The sequence below is a fragment of the Pseudomonas sp. Sample_24 genome (genome assembly GCF_004307605.1).
Taxonomy (GTDB): Bacteria; Pseudomonadota; Gammaproteobacteria; order Pseudomonadales; family Pseudomonadaceae; genus Aquipseudomonas.
Map to the genome: position 1 here is coordinate 43,280 of NZ_RCNW01000143.1, position 17,977 is coordinate 61,256.

Sequence of the window (17,977 nt, forward strand, 5' to 3'; positions counted from 1 at the left end):
CTTTCATATTACTACTCACAACATAACGAAAAAATTACGCAAACTCTTCCGAGCAGCTACACAAACGGTACAACTTAATCAATTTACTGTTACTCCAGCTTTGCTACTGTGCGCGCACATTCAGAGACACCACAAATAATAAAAACAACACAACCCAAGCAACAAACCATTCACCCCATAAAAACAAGGAACCCTATATGCAAGTACAAGTAGCCAAGCGCAACTCTTTATTGTGGAAGTCCGCCGTTACATTCGTCAAACATCGCTACATGAAGTCTTACGAGGCAATAATAGAGCCCTCTCCCGAATATTTTCTGATCGTTCTGAACAATGCTGACTCCATTCAATCCTGTGCCGGCCTGACTTTTGCCAAGTCAAGTCCACTGCTATCCGAATGCTATCTGGACGCGAGTTGCCAAGAAACACTTTCTACAATCACCAATACCCACATCGAGCGCGACTGCATCGCAGAAGTCGGCAGTGTTGCATCAATCAACCCAATCGCCGGACAGACACTGTTCAACATGCTCTCGGTAGTGACCTGGTGCATGGGCGCACGCTACTTGTTGTGTACCAGCACACCCCGCTCGATCGAAGTCATGGGTAACTGCAACGTCAGGTTCAACAAAATCTGCAACGCCGATCCGCAACGGATGACGCCCAAGGCAGAAATCGAGTGGGGTTCCTACTACGACCAGACGCCCATCACCGGCTATATCAAACTGGGCGAAATGGCCCACCACTATCACGAAACAATCCTCAAAACCGTGTTTCAGCCTCAGGTACAGAGTGGGCAAGCAGCATGACTCATCTCGTCTCGGACTTGCTGGCCCAAGTGCAACGCACCCCGGATGCCGCGTGCCTCGTCGATATTGCATCGGCCGATGGTTCAGGTGGACGTTGTTTGAGCTACGCCCAAATGCTGGAACATGCCAGACAGTTGGGGCAGCACATGACCGCCCGGTTCACTGGTGAACAGCGCACTATTGGCATCGTCATGCGCAATGCCAGCGACTGGGTTATCGCTGACCTGGCTTGCCTGCTCCATGGCTTCACTTCGCTGCCACTCCCTTTGGGGTTCAGCAAGTACCAGGCTGAGCATCTGGCGTTTGAGTGTTCGGGATTTCTGGTGGATGACAAAGGTCTGGAAACCCTGGAAAAACGCTGGGAAATCAGCTTGAAAGCCAGTCAGCAGATTCATGTGTCGAACGCGCTGCAGACACCGATTTCAATGCCTTCGGGTCCAGCCATCATCGAAAGCCCGGACGCCGAGTGGATCTGCAAGGTCATCCATACGTCTGGCACCACCAGCAAACCTAAAGGGGTTAAGCAAAGCCTTGGTGGCCTGAGCTCGGTCTTGCATTCGCTGCTCGACGCAGTGCCGGCAACGTCGCAAAAACGCTACCTGTCGGTGGTGCCCTTGAGCCTGTTGATTGAACAGGTCACGGCGGTTTACCTGCCGTTGCTATCCGGCGGTACGGTTTACTTCCTTGACGAGCACACCCCGTTGATAGGCGAGACAGGGTTCACTGCAACGGCGATTCTTCAACAGTTGTTCGCTGTCCGCGCAAGCGCGGTCACCGTACCGCCGATCATGCTCGACGCATTCCTCGACTTTGCCGAATCAAATACGGCCTCTCAACTTCTTTCGTTTCTGCGCGACCAGCTGTACATCACCGCAGGTGGCGCTCCAATCAGCAGTGAGAAACTTCAACGCCTCGGCGACTTCGGTATTCAAGTTTATCAGGGCTACGGACTGAGCGAGAACGGCTCGGTCATCAGCGTCAATACGCCCACCGCCAACAAACCGGGCAGCGTCGGCAAACCCTTGCCTCATGTACAGGTCAGGGTGACTGCCGAACAACGGGTGGAAATTCAAAGCACCTCACTCTTCCGGGGCTATTCATGGGTCGACCCGAGTGCCTGCTCCTTTACGGAAGATGGCTGGTTGCGCACGGGCGATATCGGCACGCTCGATGGTGATGGCTTTCTCTTCATCACGGGGCGCGAGAAAAACATTATCTGCCTGCCTAACGGCCGCAATGTTTCTCCGGAACAGATCGAGCTCGAATTCAAAGAGCAATCCGGTGTGAACGATGCCCTGCTATTCATGACGGCTCTTGGGCAACTGGCAATTGTGCTCAACGTCGGACCAGCGTTTGACCAACAGATCACTCAGGAATGGGCGCAACAGCGTTTCTCGGAAGTCGAACGACCTGAGCTCATTTGGCCATTGGCGCCGGACTCTGCGCTGCTTCAAAGCCTCTGCGCCCTCAACGGCCCCGCCCGCAGAGCGCACGCCACCGACTTGCATCGTCAAACTCACATTCTCTGAAGGAGCATCGAAATGACTCAATCAATCTATCCGGCGCGGGTCATCGGCGACGGCGAGCAAGCGTTGATCAACGACACTCAAGGCCTCTTCGAAGAGCTCTCGAACACGGGCGTGATCATCTTGCGCAACTGCATCCGCTCCGTGGATGAGTTCGGCGCCTTTGTGAAAAAACACAGCTCACGCCTGAGTCTGGATCCGGGCCGCGAGATTACCCAGAGCGGGGCGCAACTGGTGGATGCAGGAACCGATGCCGTCGGTCTGCACTGCGAGAACGGCAACGCTCCGATCTGGCCTGACCTGACCTGGTTCTTCTGCGAGATTGCCCCCACCAAAGGATCACAAACGACGTTATGCGATGGGGTTTCGGTCTATCGGGATCTGAGCGAACAGACGCGCCGGCATTTCGAAAACAAACGGATCCGCTACCGCCGCACAGTTCCCGGCGAAAAATGGCGCAAATTCGTCTGCCACCACAATCCGCAGATTCAACAAATGGATGACGCCCGTTTTGAACATCTGAGCGAGATCATCGGCGAGCAATCGAACACCCGGATGGCGTACAACCCGGATACCGACTGCGTTACCTATGCGTTCTGTGTTCGGGCATACCAGACCTCGAGTTTTTGTAATTTTCCGGCCTTCGCCAACAGTATGCTCGGCCCCTCGTTCAACTATGAAAAGCCAGTGATCGACTTCGAAAACGACGAGGAGATCTCCCCCGACCTATGGGCGGAAATCACCCACGTCACTGAACGCCACACTCACATCGTGGGCTGGAACGACCTGGATCTGGTGATGATCGATAACCGCAGGGTCATGCATGGCCGAAACCCGATCATCGATGCTCAGCGACGCATCTACAACGCACTGAGCTACCGCTGATGGTCGCGCATACGAATGACCCGGGCCAAACCTGGGCGGTAAAAGGCCAATACGAGAGTTTCATCGACAACAATGGCCATCATTTGATCGACTTGAGTGGCGGGTTCGGACTGCAGGTACCCGAGGTGGTAAATGCAGTGAGCCGCCAGATAGACAAAATCGGCCTGTCAAACCGCGTCCTGTTGTCTGCGCCGTTAATCCAGTTGTGCAAGCAACTCAGCGAGTTAATGCCCGAAGGGCTAGAAAACTCCTATGTCTGCAATTCTGGTGACGAGGCATTTGAAGGGGCGCTGAAACTGGCCCGCTCGATCAACCCTCACCGACGCACCATTATCAGTGTCGGCGGCGTGGCACATGGATCGCTGTCTTACGGACGCTATCTGAGTGCTCCACACTTTTACCCGCAGCTTGGTGATTTTCTTGGAATCAAGGTCGTGCATGTGCACTCGGTGCACGATCTGCCAGACAAGGCGATCTGGCAGGATTGTTTCGCCTTGTGTTACGGCCCGCTGCGCACGACTCACGACGGCTTGCTTGAAGCGGTTGAGCCGACGCTGATCGCCAGCCTGGAGCGGATCGCCAACAGCCGGCGAATTCCTACCCTGTTCAACGATGTGGACACCTGCCTGGGCAGCGTCGGACATTTACTCTCGCAAGACTTGAGCGGTGCCCGGCCGGATATTGTTGTGCTGGGTAAAAGCCTGGGCGGTGGTTGCATCCCCATCGGCACCTACACCTGCAGCCATGCGCTGGCTTACAAAGCCTATGGCAAAGCTTCGCCCGCCAAACACGGCAGCACCACCGCTGGCAATCCACCGTCGTGCATTGCGGCGCAAGCCGCCCTGAACCATGTCAGGGACCATCGGCTGGACAGCCGCACCCATCGCAACGGTACAGTGCTCGCGGCAGAACTGGCTGACTTCAATGCTCTGGCTATCGGCGGCATCGTCAAAGTACCGCTAAACAGCATCGAACAGGCTTTCGAGCTGCAACAGTCGCTGTATACCGCCGGCGTGCATATACGCCGACCAGGCGGCCCCGAACTGCTGTTGCGTTGCCCATTGGTTGCGCGAACCGAACGCGTCGTCGACGCCGCCCGCATCATTAAAAGGACCCTCGAACATGCCGCTTGATCAGCTGCTGGACGACTGCTACAGACACTGGACACCCTCGGCAGCCAAACTTTATCGCATCGCCAATACCGGCATCGAGCACACGGCCGACGGCGCAATCGTCACCGACCATCGTGGCAATCATTTCATCGACTGCGCCTGTAGCTATGGAATATTCCTGGTTGGCCATCAGAATCCACAGGTCAAGAACGCCAGCCAACGCCAACTGAACCGAATGGCCTGGCAACCCGAAGGCCTGTCCCACGATTCGCAACGCCTGCTGAGCGAAACCCTCAAACGCCTGGCTCCCGGGGAATGGGGCGACGTCCGGTACACCATGACCGGTGCCGAGGCCATTGAGCAAACACTGCGCTACGTACTCAAACGCCAGTTTCCACGCCAGCGGATCGTGGTCATGCGTAATGCTTATCATGGCAAGACACTCACCACCATGGCGATCCTCGGTCAGCAGTACCAGAGCAATCAGCATGGCTTGAATCGCCTGTCTGTCGATTTCATCCCCTACGGTGATTTCACAGCACTGGAGGAGTCAATCGATGACCATGTAGCAGCGGTCTACATCGAACCGATACTGGGAGGGGCTTACCTGACTCTTCCCGAGAAGGGTTACAACACACGGATCCGGGAACTGTGCAGCGCCCATGGTTGCCTGATGATCGCCGATGAAATCCAGACCGCCTTCGGGCGTTGCGGCAAATGGTTCGCCGTTGACTACGACAATGTAGTGCCCGACATCATGGTGCTGTCCAAAGGGCTGACCGGTGGTTATGCCGCGATCGCGGCAGTGATGTACAGCCGTGCGCTAATCGACCATATGCCGCTCGACCCGCTGGAAAATCTGGTCTGCGGCCAGGGTGGTTTGCCTTTCGCCTGTGAAACCGCCCTGGCGGCGATACGGGCAATTGAAGACAACCGCTTGATCGAACTTTCCCTGGCAGCCAGCACAATGCTGGGCCAGGGATTGCAGCGACTGGCGCAAAACTACCCACAGATCATCAGCGACGCTCCGTCAATCGGTCTGATGACCGGCATCCGTCTCAAGGGCGCGGTATGGGAAGCCATGATCAGCATGGAACTGACCAAACGCGGGGTTCACGCAGGGCACTCGATGAACGAAAAAGCCGCGGCGCCGGTGTTGCGTTTCTATCCTCCGCTGACCATCAGCGTCGACGAAGTCAGACAGGTGCTCATGGCCCTGGAGGAGTCACTCGAAGTCGTCGCGGCCAAGCCACGGTGGATGCTCAAACTGATGGCGCCGATCATCCGTAACCTCTACCGCATCCCCTACGCAATGACCCCACGGAGTGCTGGCAAATGATCCGAGTGGACGAACTTTCCCTGACTGAAATGGCGTCGCTGATCCGTCAGTCGTCCCTGACCAGCGAAGCCATCACTCGCCACTACCTGCAGGCGCTGGCGGAACGCAACCCTGCCATCAACGCGGTGATCCAGAAACGCACCGATGAAGCGATTCTGGCCGAGGCCCGAGAAGCAGACATCGCGGTATCGCAGGGCCAGATCCTGGGATCGCTGCACGGTGTGCCGATCACCATCAAAGACGTGTTGCACGTCAAAGGGTATAGGCTGTCGCGCGGAATCGGTGAGTTTCTGGGCGATACCAGTCAGAACGATGCCACCGCCGTGGCGCGGCTACGTGCGGCCGGCGCAATCATCATCGGCCTGACCAATGTTCCCGAACTGTGCATGGCCTTTGAAACCGACAACCTTATCTATGGCCTGACCCGCAACCCTCACAACCTGAACCACTCGGCGGGCGGTAGCAGCGGCGGTGAGGCCGCCGCAATCGCTGCCGGGACTTCTCCCGCAGGACTGGCGTCGGACGCCTGCGGCAGCGTGCGGATACCGGCCCATTTCAACGGCATCTGCGGTTTCAAATTGACTCAAGGTCGAGTACCGCTAACCGGACAGTTTCCACGGGAACGCGCGGGACTTTTCCACCACACCTCCAGCTTCGGCGTCATGGGTCGCTATGTTGCGGACGTTGAGGTCCTTGGACGGCTCATCGCCGGTCCCGATGGACACGATCCTGATACTGTCGATGTCCCGTGGCAAGGCGCGGACAAACCACTGGATCAACTCCGAGTGGCGTTTGTATATGAAACCGCTCGTGTATCGCCTTCACCCGCCGTCGCCAGGACGCTCGACCGGGTGCGAGAACTGACCCGCGCGATTGTCGCCAGCGTCAGCAATGAGCAGCCACCCATGCTCGAAGAGTCCTGCGAGGTGCTGTGGCGCCTGTTCATCACCGGCGGCGACTCGGCACGTGGCTGGAAGCAGTTGTTCAGCGATATCGACAAACGGTCCTTCACCCCAGCCCTGAAAGGCTTGGTGACGATGAGCGAGGAAGTGGAATGCAGCATCGATCAGGTGAAATCGGACTGGAACAATCTGGACCGTATGCGCTACCAATTAGCGGCGTTCTTCAGAAGCCACGACCTGCTGATCACTCCGGTTCATCCTGAGGTCGCGTTCGAGCACGGCCGTTCCCTGGATGATCGTCACCAGTATGGCTACGTGTTCCCGTTCAGCTTGTCGGGCTCACCGACGCTGGTCATACCGGCAGGTATCGATCAGACAAGCGGCCTGCCCATTGGCATCCAGATCGTTGCCCCGCACTGGCAGGAGGGGCGATTGATCGAGTTCGGCAAACGCCTCGAAGCTGCCTTGCCAAAATGGCAGGCAGTGATTCCCGTGCCGTAAGTCTTTACGAGACACCACAAACAAAAAAGCCCCGTAGCTTGTTCAGCTACGGGGCTTTTTCTATGTAATGGCGGAGAGATAGGGAGGCGACCCCAAATACACTCAACGCCCTATAGAACAAGCAATTTATAGACTAAACACTTCAAAAGTAGTACAAACAAGTAGTACAAATAGCATTCAGGGCCGTAGTCGATGGCTGACCACTTGATCAAAAAAAAGAACGAAGAAAATTGGTACGTCAGACTGAAGGTGCCAAGCGACGTTGTATCGAAAATCGGACGCAGCGTCTTCATTAGGTCTTTGAAAACTACATCCCATCGTGAAGCTTTGCACGCAAGTCATGCGTACTTGGCTGCGTGGAGGGCTCAGATCGCGGCTGCACGTGGACAACGGACGCTACCCAGCGACTGGCAAGAAAACGCCATACGTCTCACTTTGGCCTTAGATGAAATGAACAAACAGAAAAAACGTGCCGCCATTGGTGAACCCTATACAGGGCCGAAGCGGGATGTAGAAAGGCTGGAGGCTTTCATGTTGGCCGATCCAGATTTTTTGAAGGGTGTACAGGCGATCCTTCCGCCTACCACTGGCAATGAACTGCAAGACAAGTTGAACGCTTACAATGTGGTGACGGAGTTCCTGAAAGATGTGCTCCATGATGTCTACACCGAGGGCTTTAACATAAATGATGAGCAATCTCGCGAACTAGTCGAGATCATTGCAAGCCCGACCACACATCGACACGAACCTGCTATCACTGAGGCTCGCCTTGAGGCCTTTCAGAAACATCGAAAAGCCCAACATATTGATCAAAAAACGATTGATCAGCAGGAGTCCAAGCTACGAAAGTTGGCAGCCTTCTTAAAGCAATCTCAGAACCATCTCTCGTCGGAAAGCGTTGGGGAATGGTTGAATGGCCTAGAGCTTGCGTCGAAAACCCTTACGCAATATCTGCTAGCAGGAAGCATGTTTTGGAAGTGGGCAATACGATACGACGCCCCATGGCGCTCTGAATTCAAAGATAGGGCGAATCCATTCGAGAACCATGACCTTCCCAAGGTACGAGGCAAAGCGAGAGCGGATGCGCGTAGAAAAGACTACACCATTGCCGAACTGGCCAAATTGCTAGAAGCAGCGAGGCATCGAAATCTTAACCCGCTAGCAGACCTTATTACTCTGGCTTCGCTGACAGGGGCGCGCATAGAAGAACTATGCAAGCTTCGTGTCGAAAACCTGCTGACGGCTGAAGGCGTAGAGTTTTTCGACATCACTGACAGTAAAACTGCCGCAGGAATTCGACGGGTACCTATCCACCCGAGCCTCAAAGCGACAGTCAAACGACTGGCTACGGATACCAAGGATGGTTATCTGATCCCATCTTCGAGCCGGAATAAGTACGGGAAGCGTTCTGATGCCCTATCGAAGGCATTTGGCCGCCTGAAGACCGACCTTGGTTTTGGTACGAGTCACGTATTCCACAGCATTCGGATAACTGTCATCACCCAGTTGCTAAGGCAAGATGTGCCAGGACCGATCATTGCACAATTGGTAGGGCACGAAACAGGCCTAGTAACCTTTGACATATACAGCAAAGGAGCAAGCCCCGTTCAAATGCTTGCAGCCATATCAAAGCTCCCCTCAATTCTGGGGGCCAAACTATGACCGGCCAAATAGAAGAGTACTGGTACCTGCTAGCAGGTACATGGTACTTGGTACCTGGATGGGACCCGAAAAATCCCCCCCCTCCGGCCCTTCTTGACATGGAGGGCTTTTTGGATGAAGTCCAATCGAAGGAAAAGCCCCCCTTTAAATTTGCTCAATACACAAAATCAAGAGCAAATACCAGTCAACGGAAAGTGAGGCAGTTAAAAATTGAATGGCAGGTTCCGAGGCACCTAGATAGAAACACTCTCACACACCATTTCGAAACGAGAACCAGAGTCAAGCTTTAAAATTTGCCTACTCTGCCGATCTACCTTTTTAATGGCAAAGAACTCAGACATCTCAACAATACTACTTCTAACTTCTAGCCGATCCAGAGCACTATCAGTGACATAATAAAGACCGTGATGAATACAGGCACCCGGATCACTATCAGTACATTTAAACACAATCATGTCTTCAACATCATTTATTTGAGACAACGCTTCAATTGCATTTATTTTGAGCATCCCAGACTTAGCAGAAAAGCTATCTCGCCCTCGATGTTTTAACTCATTAAGAGTATCTAGAATTTTCATTACATCATTATCTTTGCAAGACCAAAACAGCGAAACATAATCCTCGTTCGCTCGAAGCTCAAGCGCATCATCAGTTACCATATCGGTGCTTTCGCACTCAAGTTCAATTTCGCTCATAATGCTTGCCCAATCAATTTCGTCCTTGATGTGGGAGCTTTTTAAATAGCGAAAAAGATACGGAATGATTTCGATAAATCGCGGCATTCATTTGCCCCCTAAGAACTCCAAAAGACTCTTGATATGCTCGGAGTTTTCAATATTTTTTGTTAGTTTGGCGGTACCAGTTATTCGAACCAAGCCCCCAAATCGGCCTTTAGACGCATACGAAAAATCGACAGAGCCTGGGGCGTGCACCAATAAAGAAAGCGTCCCAGACTTTTTAATTGTTACGCCGACACCGCCAGTCTTCTCATCAACGAAAAAATTAGCATCAGGACGGTCGAGATCCGGAAGGTACCTACAAAACTCCGAAAGAGAGGACAGCAATTTCTCTTCCTGCTTTGCGCTTTCTTCCTCTTCAAACTTCTTCAAACGGCAATAAACAGCATGCTCTAAGCGTTTGTAAACAGAGTTGCTAATGCACGCATTTTTTTCTTTTTCTGGGTCTGCAAAGAAAACAAGTTTGGCATCAACAAATTTAGGGCTAAAAGAGCTATGAGATATCAGGCTATACCATTCAGCCCTATAACTATCGCAGGCGTCGTCAAGAATGTCTTCAACTGGATTAACGGTCAGGCCTGTGTAGTGCGTAGTTTCCGGAACAGTTTTTTCTGTTAAGCCTACATACTCCTTTACTTCTAAAGCAAGGTTCTCTGAGCGTCCTTGACGAAAATTTAAAAACATGTAATCCATCGCATTACGCCCCTCTCGCAATCACTTTTCAAGGAAATCAACAAGAGCATCACGCAAGTTCTTTGCAGATTCCTTAGTTAAGGCTATCGAGTAAAATATTTTTGACTCTTTCGCATTGGGGGCATCCACAAGATCAACCACTATAACTTCAGGGGTAATCCCAATCCTAAAGCCCATTGGCATAACTGGCGGTGTCGTCCGAGATAGTTCACTCTTTTTAAGCGGCTTATCTTCGTTTTCCATTTTGCTTCCTTTAACATGTGTAATAAAATTACAGTCTATCCTAGCATGTAAATCAAGAGTACATGCACCCTGCCCCCGCCAAAAACCAGATGAGAGACCATGAAAAATGGTGCTTTGTGAGTCGCCTCCCCTTTAGACGAGCCCCCGTCATGCAGCTTTTGTTTCTCGCTTGATCCTGTAGACCGTGGCAATGCCGCAGCCAGCAAGCAGTGCTACCTCATCAGCGGACATCGTCGGATGCTTACGCATCACGTCTTGTACCTTGTTCCACTTGGCAACGCTCCTACCTCTACCTGCTGGTTTCCATTCAGGATCAGCGGCACGTTTGTTTTCCAGCCCCTGCTTGATGCGCTCCACACGCTTCTCCTGATCCAGACGTGCCATGGTTGCCATCAAATCAATCAGCATATTGTTGATCACATCCATTATTTGGCCTGTAATCCCCTGTGCTTCAACCAGCATGTGACTGGTAGGCAGATCGGCCACCACTAACCGAAGCCCCTTGGATTTGATGGTGGCTTTGAGAGTGTCCCAGTCAACCTGTGAGAGGCGGCTGAGACGATCAACAGACTCAACCAACAGCACGTCTCCACTCTGGGCTGTATTAAGCAAAGCAAGCAACTCAGGACGGTTGAGCTTGGTGCCAGTGATGTTCTCAGCGTAAACGCCAATGATGTGCAATCCTTTCTCGCAAGCGAACATCTCTAATGCGATCTTTGCTCGGTTCGCGTCCTGGTCTTTGGTCGATGCTCGGAGATAGAGGTGGGCGTTCATCAGGGCGCTATCCTTTATCATTAAATTTGATAGACAAATGATAGTTGAATCATATATCTGTCCACAATAGGTATTTGATAGCGCCTGACAAGCGGATAGCGAATTACCAAATACGTAGACTTCTTTGATAGCGGTTATGTCCTCAACTTGAAAATCCCAGCAGCGATGGCCGAGGCATTTGTGTCGAGCGTATCCAGCGCCATGATGGCGTTGTTATGTGCTTCGGGCGAACCAGTTGACCTTGCCCACAAGGCGACTTCTTCAATTGCTGCGGCTAGTGCGTGCTGGTTGTGCAGCAGCAAGGTTAGTACGTCCGCTGTGGCTATGTTGGCGTCTGTGCTGTCTGGCATGATGGTCATCCTTGAGTGGGTGGTGATCGAATGTTGGCAGCCGGGATTATCGAGCAAGCGGAATTTTAATAGTCCAAGCCCCCTGCGGAAAGACGCTGAGGGGCTCGTCAATGTTTTTTGGCTATGCTGATTTCAGCATCGAGGACGACACATGAATCACGAACCCTCAAAGCGCCTCGCGTACATCCGGGGTCCATTGATCACAAGGTTAGATCCTCTGTCGTGAATACCATCGTGAATGAACGGTAGGGCTGGAAATCACTAGGCCTAAGTCCCTGCATTTCTGGCAGTCGACCGACGTTTTTGACCGCCGCCACCGCTGAGTTATCGAATGGAGTATCTCCACTGGACCTGGCTACACTGACCGACTTCATTGTGCCATCCGGTAACATACCGATCTGTAGTACGACTTTCATGCCTTTCTTTGCTGACGGTGGACGAGCCCAGCCTTCTGATGCCCGAGCACGAATCAGATCATCAAAACTGCCCGCAACTTCATCACCAACATCATCGGCCGGTGCTTGCTGACGCTCAGGTTTGTCTAGAGGTATTTGTCGCACTTCTTCCAAGTGTTTCGCTGGAAGTGAATTTTGCGAGGGTTTATCATTTGTGGTTAATCTAGTTACCACAATATTTCCGAACCGATCAGTGCCAATAACACGTACAAGCTGCCCTTGCAGCTGTCGACCGTTGAAGTCTCCATTTTCTGAGGTTATTCCAAGACCCGACAACCCACTAAATGCAACCACGTAGCATATGCCTGGATCGCACATGGTGATGACAGAGGCTTTGTCTAGCTTGAACAGCTTGTTCTTGAACCAGTCTAAACCCTTATCTTTGTTGTTTTGTAGTGCTTCTGATAGCCCCCCCGCATACTTCAAATTATTGGCGTTTTCTATCGCCTTTAGCTGAATAGCAGCAGCCATCTTGGCCTTGGCATCTTCTGCTGCCAGGACCTTGGCAGCTTCTACTGCCTTTGCCGTAGCATCATGCTCGGCCTTTAGCCTCGACTCAGCTTCTGACGTATCTAGTTGTGCTTGGGCGAGGTAGAGTCGGCTGGGCGATTGATGGAGATCGGCAGACTTATTGGCGATGTCCGCAAATGAATTTGTCGCCAGAGTCATTCCAATGACGCACCCAGAAAATATCTTTTTAGCTTTCATGTCGCTACCGCAGCATTTATGGGTTGATGATGCGGTTAGCATATGATGATGGCATATCGCCCGTAAAGAAAGTTTTGCAGTTACTGACGACGACTCTCTAGTCAATCGACTCAAATACATTCCAGTGATATTTGTTACCAAATCAGTGGCTGTCCAAGTATGACAGCAAAGTAGCCACACAGATAAAAGCTGCGCTAAATCAAGGAGCACTTGGAAAAGCGTGTAAGAGCCTTTGGGAGGTTGAAACACAGCACCAGTATATCCGCGCAGGGTTACCGCTCAAATCGCCCCATAAAGCACGCCAGGGACCGTACGCGGCAACATAACTACGGATGGCACATCAACCAACTGCATGAGTTCAACAACATCACCAGTCGCGATACTATCTTTCGGGAGCTGATCTAATAGTTTTTGTCGCAAATCAGGTTTCCCAGCGAGCTTCCACTCCTTCAACGCACGACTGATAGCGCGGCACGGGCTCCAAACTTGGCCAATCTCAGCCTTAGTAGCGACCTTCGCCAGATAGCTCATCCATTCAAAATAACTATCTTTTTCTTCTAGGATTCGAAGGTGATGCCCATAAGGATCAATGTCAGGACCGATAACTTTGTAATCACTCAAAAAGCCGCCCTCCATAAGGTTTGCCATAAAGCGGCTTAAGCTTGATTTCCGATCTAGCCTGTCATTCAATATTATAGCGAAGTGATGATGTAAGCCTTCTTCGTCTTCATCACATTCAACAACCGATAAGCGCAGCGGTATGTAGTCAGACTTTCTTTTGTAAAACGTAGCAAGACGGGCGCTGAATTTACGGCTATCCATTTTCTCTGTAAACCTAAGCCTAACATGATAACCGCGTTGCCGATTGTAGGCCTTGGTGCATCCATATACCATCACATACAATGCTTCTATAATCTTTACTAATGACGGATAATTCGTATCGCACTTAATTGAAACTCCCATAAAGCGCTTAAGGAAGTAGTGTTTTTCTTTTTTCAACATATCTATTTTTGATTGAAATCTGTTTCCTGGTTGGACGAATGAAAGAACACCTTAAAATAATACAACACCAATACTATTCCTCAACATGGATCGACATCGTAGTAGACATAGCAGAGAAGTAAATATCCCAGCCATAAAACATATGCCTACGCCAGACAACACATGGGTTTGTGACTTTTCTTTGTGTTTGCAAGTCAAGTTTTTCAGGCCGAAGACCTGGGACGGAAATATGACTTTTTATTTTTTATAAAATTATTTGTCGGGAAGAATACCCTCCCCCAAAATGAAAAGCGGACAAGACGTGTTTTCGGGGATGGGCATACGCTCATTATATGGCCTACGCCCCCTCATTCTAAACACTTTGCAAAAATATTTTTAGAGCCCTGTCCGGGCGCAGAAATGCTCTACAAACTCACCGGTCTAGGATGACGCGGAGACGCGGAGACTCCAGGCACTTGCTGCGCATCAATCATTCCACTTCCCCGATGCTTTCGACAAGCGCAGCATATTGCTCTGGATCTTTCTGCTTGATAGTTTCCAGCACAAAGCTCGCCAATTTCGGGATCTCTGGAATATCCAAAGGTGTCATACTTCTGTCGAAAATCTCTTCCAGATGGGATAGTTCATTATTGATTCTATTTGCCAAATCAGCATGCAGGCTGTCACCGCCAAAAAAGCGTAATAACTTCCTATCACTAGGCTCCGAATTCGGATACTTATAAAACAGATACGCCTCAAGAAACTTCCGCAAATTATTTCCAAAATTGTAGAATGCTTCATGACCTTCTACACTAGCCTCAGCCGTGGCACATTTATATATCTGACTAAAAAGATAATTAAACTCAGTCACATACTTCCGCAAATAGCTCGGCATCAGTTTGATAGAACTCGACTCAGCTTTTCGCTCAAGAATAAAGTACTCACAATCCTTAGTCGGTCTTGATATTTTTTTCAAGTATTTTAAAAATTCAAGGCTATGCGTAGAAATGAACAACTGAGAATACTTGAACGAGAGCACCTCTGCCTCACCAGTCCTCATCGGCTTAGTTAAAACACTTTCAATCAAACTATATATAAAGTAAATATGGTTGCTATCCAGGCTTGAAATTGGATCATCAATCCATATTATCAGCTCTTTTCCTTTCGTATTAACCTCTTCAAGTTTTGCTACAAAATAACAAAACGCAACCAAACTACATTCACCCTCACTTAAGTTGTGCGCCGGACTCCCATTGCGCATAATTACAAATGTGATGACCTTAGAGTCGACCTCTTCTTTTGCAATTAACTGTAACGCTGAATGACCAAAATGGTTTTTTAGAAAGAAATTTACTTTATCCGCCCCCTTTCTCTCATCAATGAGCTGTGTAGATAGAGTTTCTTCCTCTCGCTTAATTTTTTCAATTTCAGAATTAAGACGCTGAACGGCTATTCGGGATCGGTCGCACTCTCTCATCAAGCGATCAATATCCCTAAATCGCTTATCATAATCAATATCTTTGACGAAAGACTGAACCTCTGAAAGCCGGAGTGTTTTCCTGGCCGCATCTTGATCTACAGAAAGGCTTGATGAACTGCGATTGTGCTCATCAATAAGCTTTTGAACTACGCTCAAAGCTTTAGAAACATCATAATCACGCGCAGTTTCAAACTCAACGTGCATGACGGTGTAGATGTTATTTTTTTTCTTCATCAATGCTTCAATTAATGCCTCAAGCTCGGCAACATACATTCCGACCTCGGAACCGAGCTTACGGATAGACTCTCCATACTGCTTTTGAATAGAAGAATACAACTCGGACTGACTCGGAAACTGCAAATCTCTATACTTATCCTGCTCTGTAGCTATCACCTGAACTATAGAATCAATTCCATATAAAAAATCCTTAGACTGCTGACTAAAGTGCGAATTCAATCTACTCCAAACCTCAGATGATAATGGCCCACCACAGAATTTACAGTCCTTTGAATGCTCGTGATAAGCCAAACCATCCCTTACCCATCTTTCAAGATCCCCATCATCAAGCAAGTCCTGAATAGTGAATGTTTGCGTTAAAGCTGTGCTAAGCATCTTACCAACAGAGAAGGAAAGCATCGGAAGCTTATTAACGAATGAAAAGCCGAGTGAAACTGGTGCCCTTGCCTCTTCTTTCAGCAGCATTAAGAGGTCTGCTTTTTGCTCAATAGACAACGGAGCCAAAGGCGTTACTTGCAGGGAAGCGACATCTGCCTTAATCTTATTAAGATTATAATTAACATCACAATATATCGAGTTTACTTTTATTTCCCCATTGGCCTTCTTTCTCAACTGTTCATCTAATGATGCCCGCTCTTTCTCAACACTCCTATGCTTTTCCTCATATTGCTTTCGCTCCACATCGAGCTTGTACATCAACCCCGTCTTATCTACGACTGACCCAAGCTGATTTTTCTTCTCTAAAATTGCCTCTTCAATCGATACATTTTTTTCACCGAGAACCGCAAATGGCTTGATGGCGCCATCCGCATCCGTGAGCCATCGCAGGTTCTCGTCCACAAAGTCTCTATTATAGACCCTTACCGCATAGGGACTTTTATCCAAATTACTATGCAATAACTTTAGACTACCCTCATGAGAAAACTCGTACTCAGCGTTCAAATATTTCTCGTGCGGACGTTTCAGCTCAAGCGAACGAATTATTCTAGAAAGCGATGTCTTACCTGAATAATTTCTGCCATATATTATGTTTAGCTTTTTGAACTTTGCAATATTATTCCCTTTATCACGCACACTGCGATCCCAATCAAAATCATCATAAACAGCAAAGTTCTTAATGAGTTTGAATTTGGTCAGCATTATTTCTTCCTTGTCGGTGGCACACGCCACAATAAATGGGTAGCGATGCACACTAGACTAACGGACAACATCGATTATTGCGATTGTAATATTTCCAGATCAACAGACGGAGAAGCGTCAAGAGGATCACTGCTATCAATTGCCCGACTCGATACGAAAGCCTAACTTCGGAACGTTTTGAGCAGCCGATCGAAAATCCAGCGCCCGGCCAGCCAGGTAAAGCTCAGGGACCGAACTCAGCAAACCAGGAGGGAGGCTAAGGAGAAGCAACCAAAGCGGCTCAAAATGGCCAGGACGGCCTTAGAGGAGTAGTACAAATGAGTAATACAATCGGAAAACAAAAAGCCCCGTAACTCATTGAATTACGGGGCTTTTCTATATATGGCGGAGAGATAGGGATTCGAACCCTAGGTACCGGTGAAGGTACAACGGATTTCGAATCCGTCCCATTCGGCCACTCTGGCATCTCTCCAACGGCGCGCATCATAACAACACTTTTGCCGGAAGCGAACCCCCTGAGCGAAATATTTCTGTGCTATCAGATGCTTGCGTCGATTAAAGCGGTACGCCCAGACGGTTGGCGACTTCTTCGTAGGCTTCGATGACGTCACCCAGGCCCTGACGGAAGCGGTCCTTGTCCATTTTCTTGCCGGTGGCCTTGTCCCACAGGCGGCAGCCGTCCGGACTGAACTCGTCACCCAGGACGATGGTGCCGTCGTGGAAAACGCCGAATTCCAGTTTGAAGTCGACCAGCAGCAGGCCGGCGTCGTCGAACAGTTTGCTCAGGACTTCGTTGACCTTGAGCGACAGTTCTTTCATGCGAACCAGTTGCTCGGCGGTGCCCCAACCGAACGCCACGACGTGGGATTCGTTGATGAACGGGTCGCCCTTGGCGTCGTCTTTCAGGAACAGTTCGAAGGTGTAAGGGTTGAGCTTCATGCCCTCTTCAACACCCAGGCGCTTGACCAGGCTGCCAGCGGCGTAGTTACGCACAACGCATTCAACCGGGATCATGTCCAGTTTCTTCACCAGACACTCATTGTCGCCCAGCAGTTTGTCGAACTGGGTCGGCACACCGGCGGCTTCGAGTTTCTGCATGATGAAGGCATTGAACTTGTTGTTCACCATGCCTTTGCGGTCAAGCTGCTCGATGCGCTTGCCGTCGAACGCCGAAGTGTCGTTGCGAAACAGCAGGATCAAGCGGTCAGCGTCGTCGGTCTTGTAAACCGACTTGGCTTTGCCGCGGTAGAGTTCTTCACGTTTTTCCATGATGGGCTCCGCTTGCTAAGTAGATGGGCTAGGCGATATGTCGCCAGTCGAGCCCTGAATCTTGATCGGCCAATTGCAGCCAGTCCGGGTCGCACCCGAGGGTGTCGACAAAACATTGCCGGGCCAGCTGCGGCAGGTTGTTCTTGCTGCTCAGATGGGCCAGGACCAGGTGTTGCA

The 17,977-nt window shown here is 50.4% G+C and carries 15 protein-coding genes, 1 tRNA gene and 2 pseudogenes; 7 read left to right on the plus strand and 11 right to left on the minus strand.

Annotated elements, in window-relative coordinates:
• Positions 1-197: 197 nt before the first annotated feature.
• The 7 genes from D8V06_RS06920 to D8V06_RS06950 all read left to right on the plus strand — a co-directional run bounded on the left by D8V06_RS06920 (position 198) and on the right by D8V06_RS06950 (position 8,733).
• Positions 198-806: a thermostable hemolysin gene (locus D8V06_RS06920; protein WP_130930663.1), complete on the plus strand. Its 609-nt coding sequence runs from the start codon at positions 198-200 to the stop codon at positions 804-806.
• A complete protein-coding gene (locus tag D8V06_RS06925; RefSeq protein ID WP_130930664.1) occupies positions 803-2,335 on the plus strand; it encodes an AMP-binding protein in 1,533 nt (510 codons plus the stop codon). Before D8V06_RS06920 ends, D8V06_RS06925 begins: the two co-directional genes overlap by 4 nt.
• 12 nt (positions 2,336-2,347) lie before the next feature.
• Positions 2,348-3,217, plus strand: a complete 870-nt coding sequence (locus D8V06_RS06930) for a TauD/TfdA family dioxygenase (protein WP_130930665.1) — start codon at positions 2,348-2,350, stop codon at positions 3,215-3,217.
• Positions 3,217-4,350: an aminotransferase class III-fold pyridoxal phosphate-dependent enzyme gene (locus tag D8V06_RS06935; RefSeq protein WP_130930666.1), complete on the plus strand. Its 1,134-nt coding sequence runs from the start codon at positions 3,217-3,219 to the stop codon at positions 4,348-4,350. The genes D8V06_RS06930 and D8V06_RS06935 overlap by 1 nt, the downstream gene beginning before the upstream one ends.
• On the plus strand, positions 4,340-5,668 hold the full coding sequence (locus D8V06_RS06940; protein WP_130930667.1) for an aspartate aminotransferase family protein: 1,329 nt from the start codon (positions 4,340-4,342) through the stop codon (positions 5,666-5,668). The genes D8V06_RS06935 and D8V06_RS06940 overlap by 11 nt, the downstream gene beginning before the upstream one ends.
• Positions 5,665-7,071, plus strand: a complete 1,407-nt coding sequence (locus D8V06_RS06945; protein WP_130930668.1) for an amidase — start codon at positions 5,665-5,667, stop codon at positions 7,069-7,071. The genes D8V06_RS06940 and D8V06_RS06945 overlap by 4 nt, the downstream gene beginning before the upstream one ends.
• A gap of 192 nt (positions 7,072-7,263) precedes the next feature.
• Entirely contained in the window at positions 7,264-8,733 is a 1,470-nt protein-coding gene (locus D8V06_RS06950) for a tyrosine-type recombinase/integrase (protein WP_130930669.1), read from the plus strand.
• A gap of 233 nt (positions 8,734-8,966) precedes the next feature.
• Here D8V06_RS06950 and D8V06_RS06955 read toward each other — a convergent pair whose 3' ends face one another.
• The 11 genes and pseudogenes from D8V06_RS06955 to D8V06_RS07005 form a co-directional block, all read right to left on the minus strand.
• Complete coding sequence (locus D8V06_RS06955) at positions 8,967-9,515, minus strand: hypothetical protein (RefSeq protein WP_130930670.1); 549 nt, start codon at positions 9,513-9,515, stop codon at positions 8,967-8,969.
• The gene (locus D8V06_RS06960; protein ID WP_130930671.1) at positions 9,516-10,163 is read right to left on the minus strand and encodes a hypothetical protein; all 648 of its coding nucleotides are present in this window, start codon (positions 10,161-10,163) and stop codon (positions 9,516-9,518) included.
• Positions 10,164-10,184: 21 nt separating this feature from the next.
• The gene (locus D8V06_RS06965; RefSeq protein WP_130930672.1) at positions 10,185-10,406 is read right to left on the minus strand and encodes a hypothetical protein; all 222 of its coding nucleotides are present in this window, start codon (positions 10,404-10,406) and stop codon (positions 10,185-10,187) included.
• Positions 10,407-10,553: 147 nt separating this feature from the next.
• Positions 10,554-11,180 (minus strand): recombinase family protein, encoded by a 627-nt coding sequence (locus D8V06_RS06970; RefSeq protein WP_130930673.1) that lies wholly within the window; start codon positions 11,178-11,180, stop codon positions 10,554-10,556.
• A gap of 134 nt (positions 11,181-11,314) precedes the next feature.
• Complete coding sequence (locus D8V06_RS06975) at positions 11,315-11,530, minus strand: hypothetical protein (RefSeq protein WP_130930674.1); 216 nt, start codon at positions 11,528-11,530, stop codon at positions 11,315-11,317.
• Positions 11,531-11,730: 200 nt separating this feature from the next.
• Positions 11,731-12,066, minus strand: a pseudogene (locus D8V06_RS06980) (cell envelope integrity protein TolA); the annotation flags it as partial.
• A gap of 906 nt (positions 12,067-12,972) precedes the next feature.
• Positions 12,973-13,695: a hypothetical protein gene (locus D8V06_RS06985; RefSeq protein ID WP_130930675.1), complete on the minus strand. Its 723-nt coding sequence runs from the start codon at positions 13,693-13,695 to the stop codon at positions 12,973-12,975.
• Between the two features lie 469 nt (positions 13,696-14,164).
• Entirely contained in the window at positions 14,165-16,531 is a 2,367-nt protein-coding gene (locus tag D8V06_RS06990; RefSeq protein ID WP_130930676.1) for an AAA family ATPase, read from the minus strand.
• Between the two features lie 382 nt (positions 16,532-16,913).
• Positions 16,914-17,003 (minus strand) — tRNA-Ser (locus D8V06_RS06995).
• Positions 17,004-17,086: 83 nt separating this feature from the next.
• The gene (gene purC, locus D8V06_RS07000) at positions 17,087-17,800 is read right to left on the minus strand and encodes a phosphoribosylaminoimidazolesuccinocarboxamide synthase (RefSeq protein ID WP_130930677.1); all 714 of its coding nucleotides are present in this window, start codon (positions 17,798-17,800) and stop codon (positions 17,087-17,089) included.
• 28 nt (positions 17,801-17,828) lie between these two features.
• Positions 17,829-17,977: pseudogene (locus tag D8V06_RS07005) on the minus strand (MBL fold metallo-hydrolase); the annotation flags it as partial.

Bases quoted from the DNA above. Each gene is read 5' to 3' on its own strand.
- D8V06_RS06935 (WP_130930666.1), top strand. From the start codon at position 3,217: ATGGTCGCGCATACGAATGACCCGGGCCAAACCTGGGCGGTAAAAGGC.
- D8V06_RS06955 (WP_130930670.1), bottom strand. From the start codon at position 9,515: ATGCCGCGATTTATCGAAATCATTCCGTATCTTTTTCGCTATTTAAAA.
- purC (WP_130930677.1), bottom strand. From the start codon at position 17,800: ATGGAAAAACGTGAAGAACTCTACCGCGGCAAAGCCAAGTCGGTTTAC.
- D8V06_RS06960 (WP_130930671.1), bottom strand. From the start codon at position 10,163: ATGGATTACATGTTTTTAAATTTTCGTCAAGGACGCTCAGAGAACCTT.
- D8V06_RS06950 (WP_130930669.1), top strand. From the start codon at position 7,264: ATGGCTGACCACTTGATCAAAAAAAAGAACGAAGAAAATTGGTACGTC.
- D8V06_RS06965 (WP_130930672.1), bottom strand. From the start codon at position 10,406: ATGGAAAACGAAGATAAGCCGCTTAAAAAGAGTGAACTATCTCGGACG.
- D8V06_RS06990 (WP_130930676.1), bottom strand. From the start codon at position 16,531: ATGCTGACCAAATTCAAACTCATTAAGAACTTTGCTGTTTATGATGAT.
- D8V06_RS06925 (WP_130930664.1), top strand. From the start codon at position 803: ATGACTCATCTCGTCTCGGACTTGCTGGCCCAAGTGCAACGCACCCCG.
- D8V06_RS06940 (WP_130930667.1), top strand. From the start codon at position 4,340: ATGCCGCTTGATCAGCTGCTGGACGACTGCTACAGACACTGGACACCC.
- D8V06_RS06930 (WP_130930665.1), top strand. From the start codon at position 2,348: ATGACTCAATCAATCTATCCGGCGCGGGTCATCGGCGACGGCGAGCAA.
- D8V06_RS06920 (WP_130930663.1), top strand. From the start codon at position 198: ATGCAAGTACAAGTAGCCAAGCGCAACTCTTTATTGTGGAAGTCCGCC.
- D8V06_RS06945 (WP_130930668.1), top strand. From the start codon at position 5,665: ATGATCCGAGTGGACGAACTTTCCCTGACTGAAATGGCGTCGCTGATC.
- D8V06_RS06970 (WP_130930673.1), bottom strand. From the start codon at position 11,180: ATGAACGCCCACCTCTATCTCCGAGCATCGACCAAAGACCAGGACGCG.
- D8V06_RS06985 (WP_130930675.1), bottom strand. From the start codon at position 13,695: ATGTTGAAAAAAGAAAAACACTACTTCCTTAAGCGCTTTATGGGAGTT.
- D8V06_RS06975 (WP_130930674.1), bottom strand. From the start codon at position 11,530: ATGCCAGACAGCACAGACGCCAACATAGCCACAGCGGACGTACTAACC.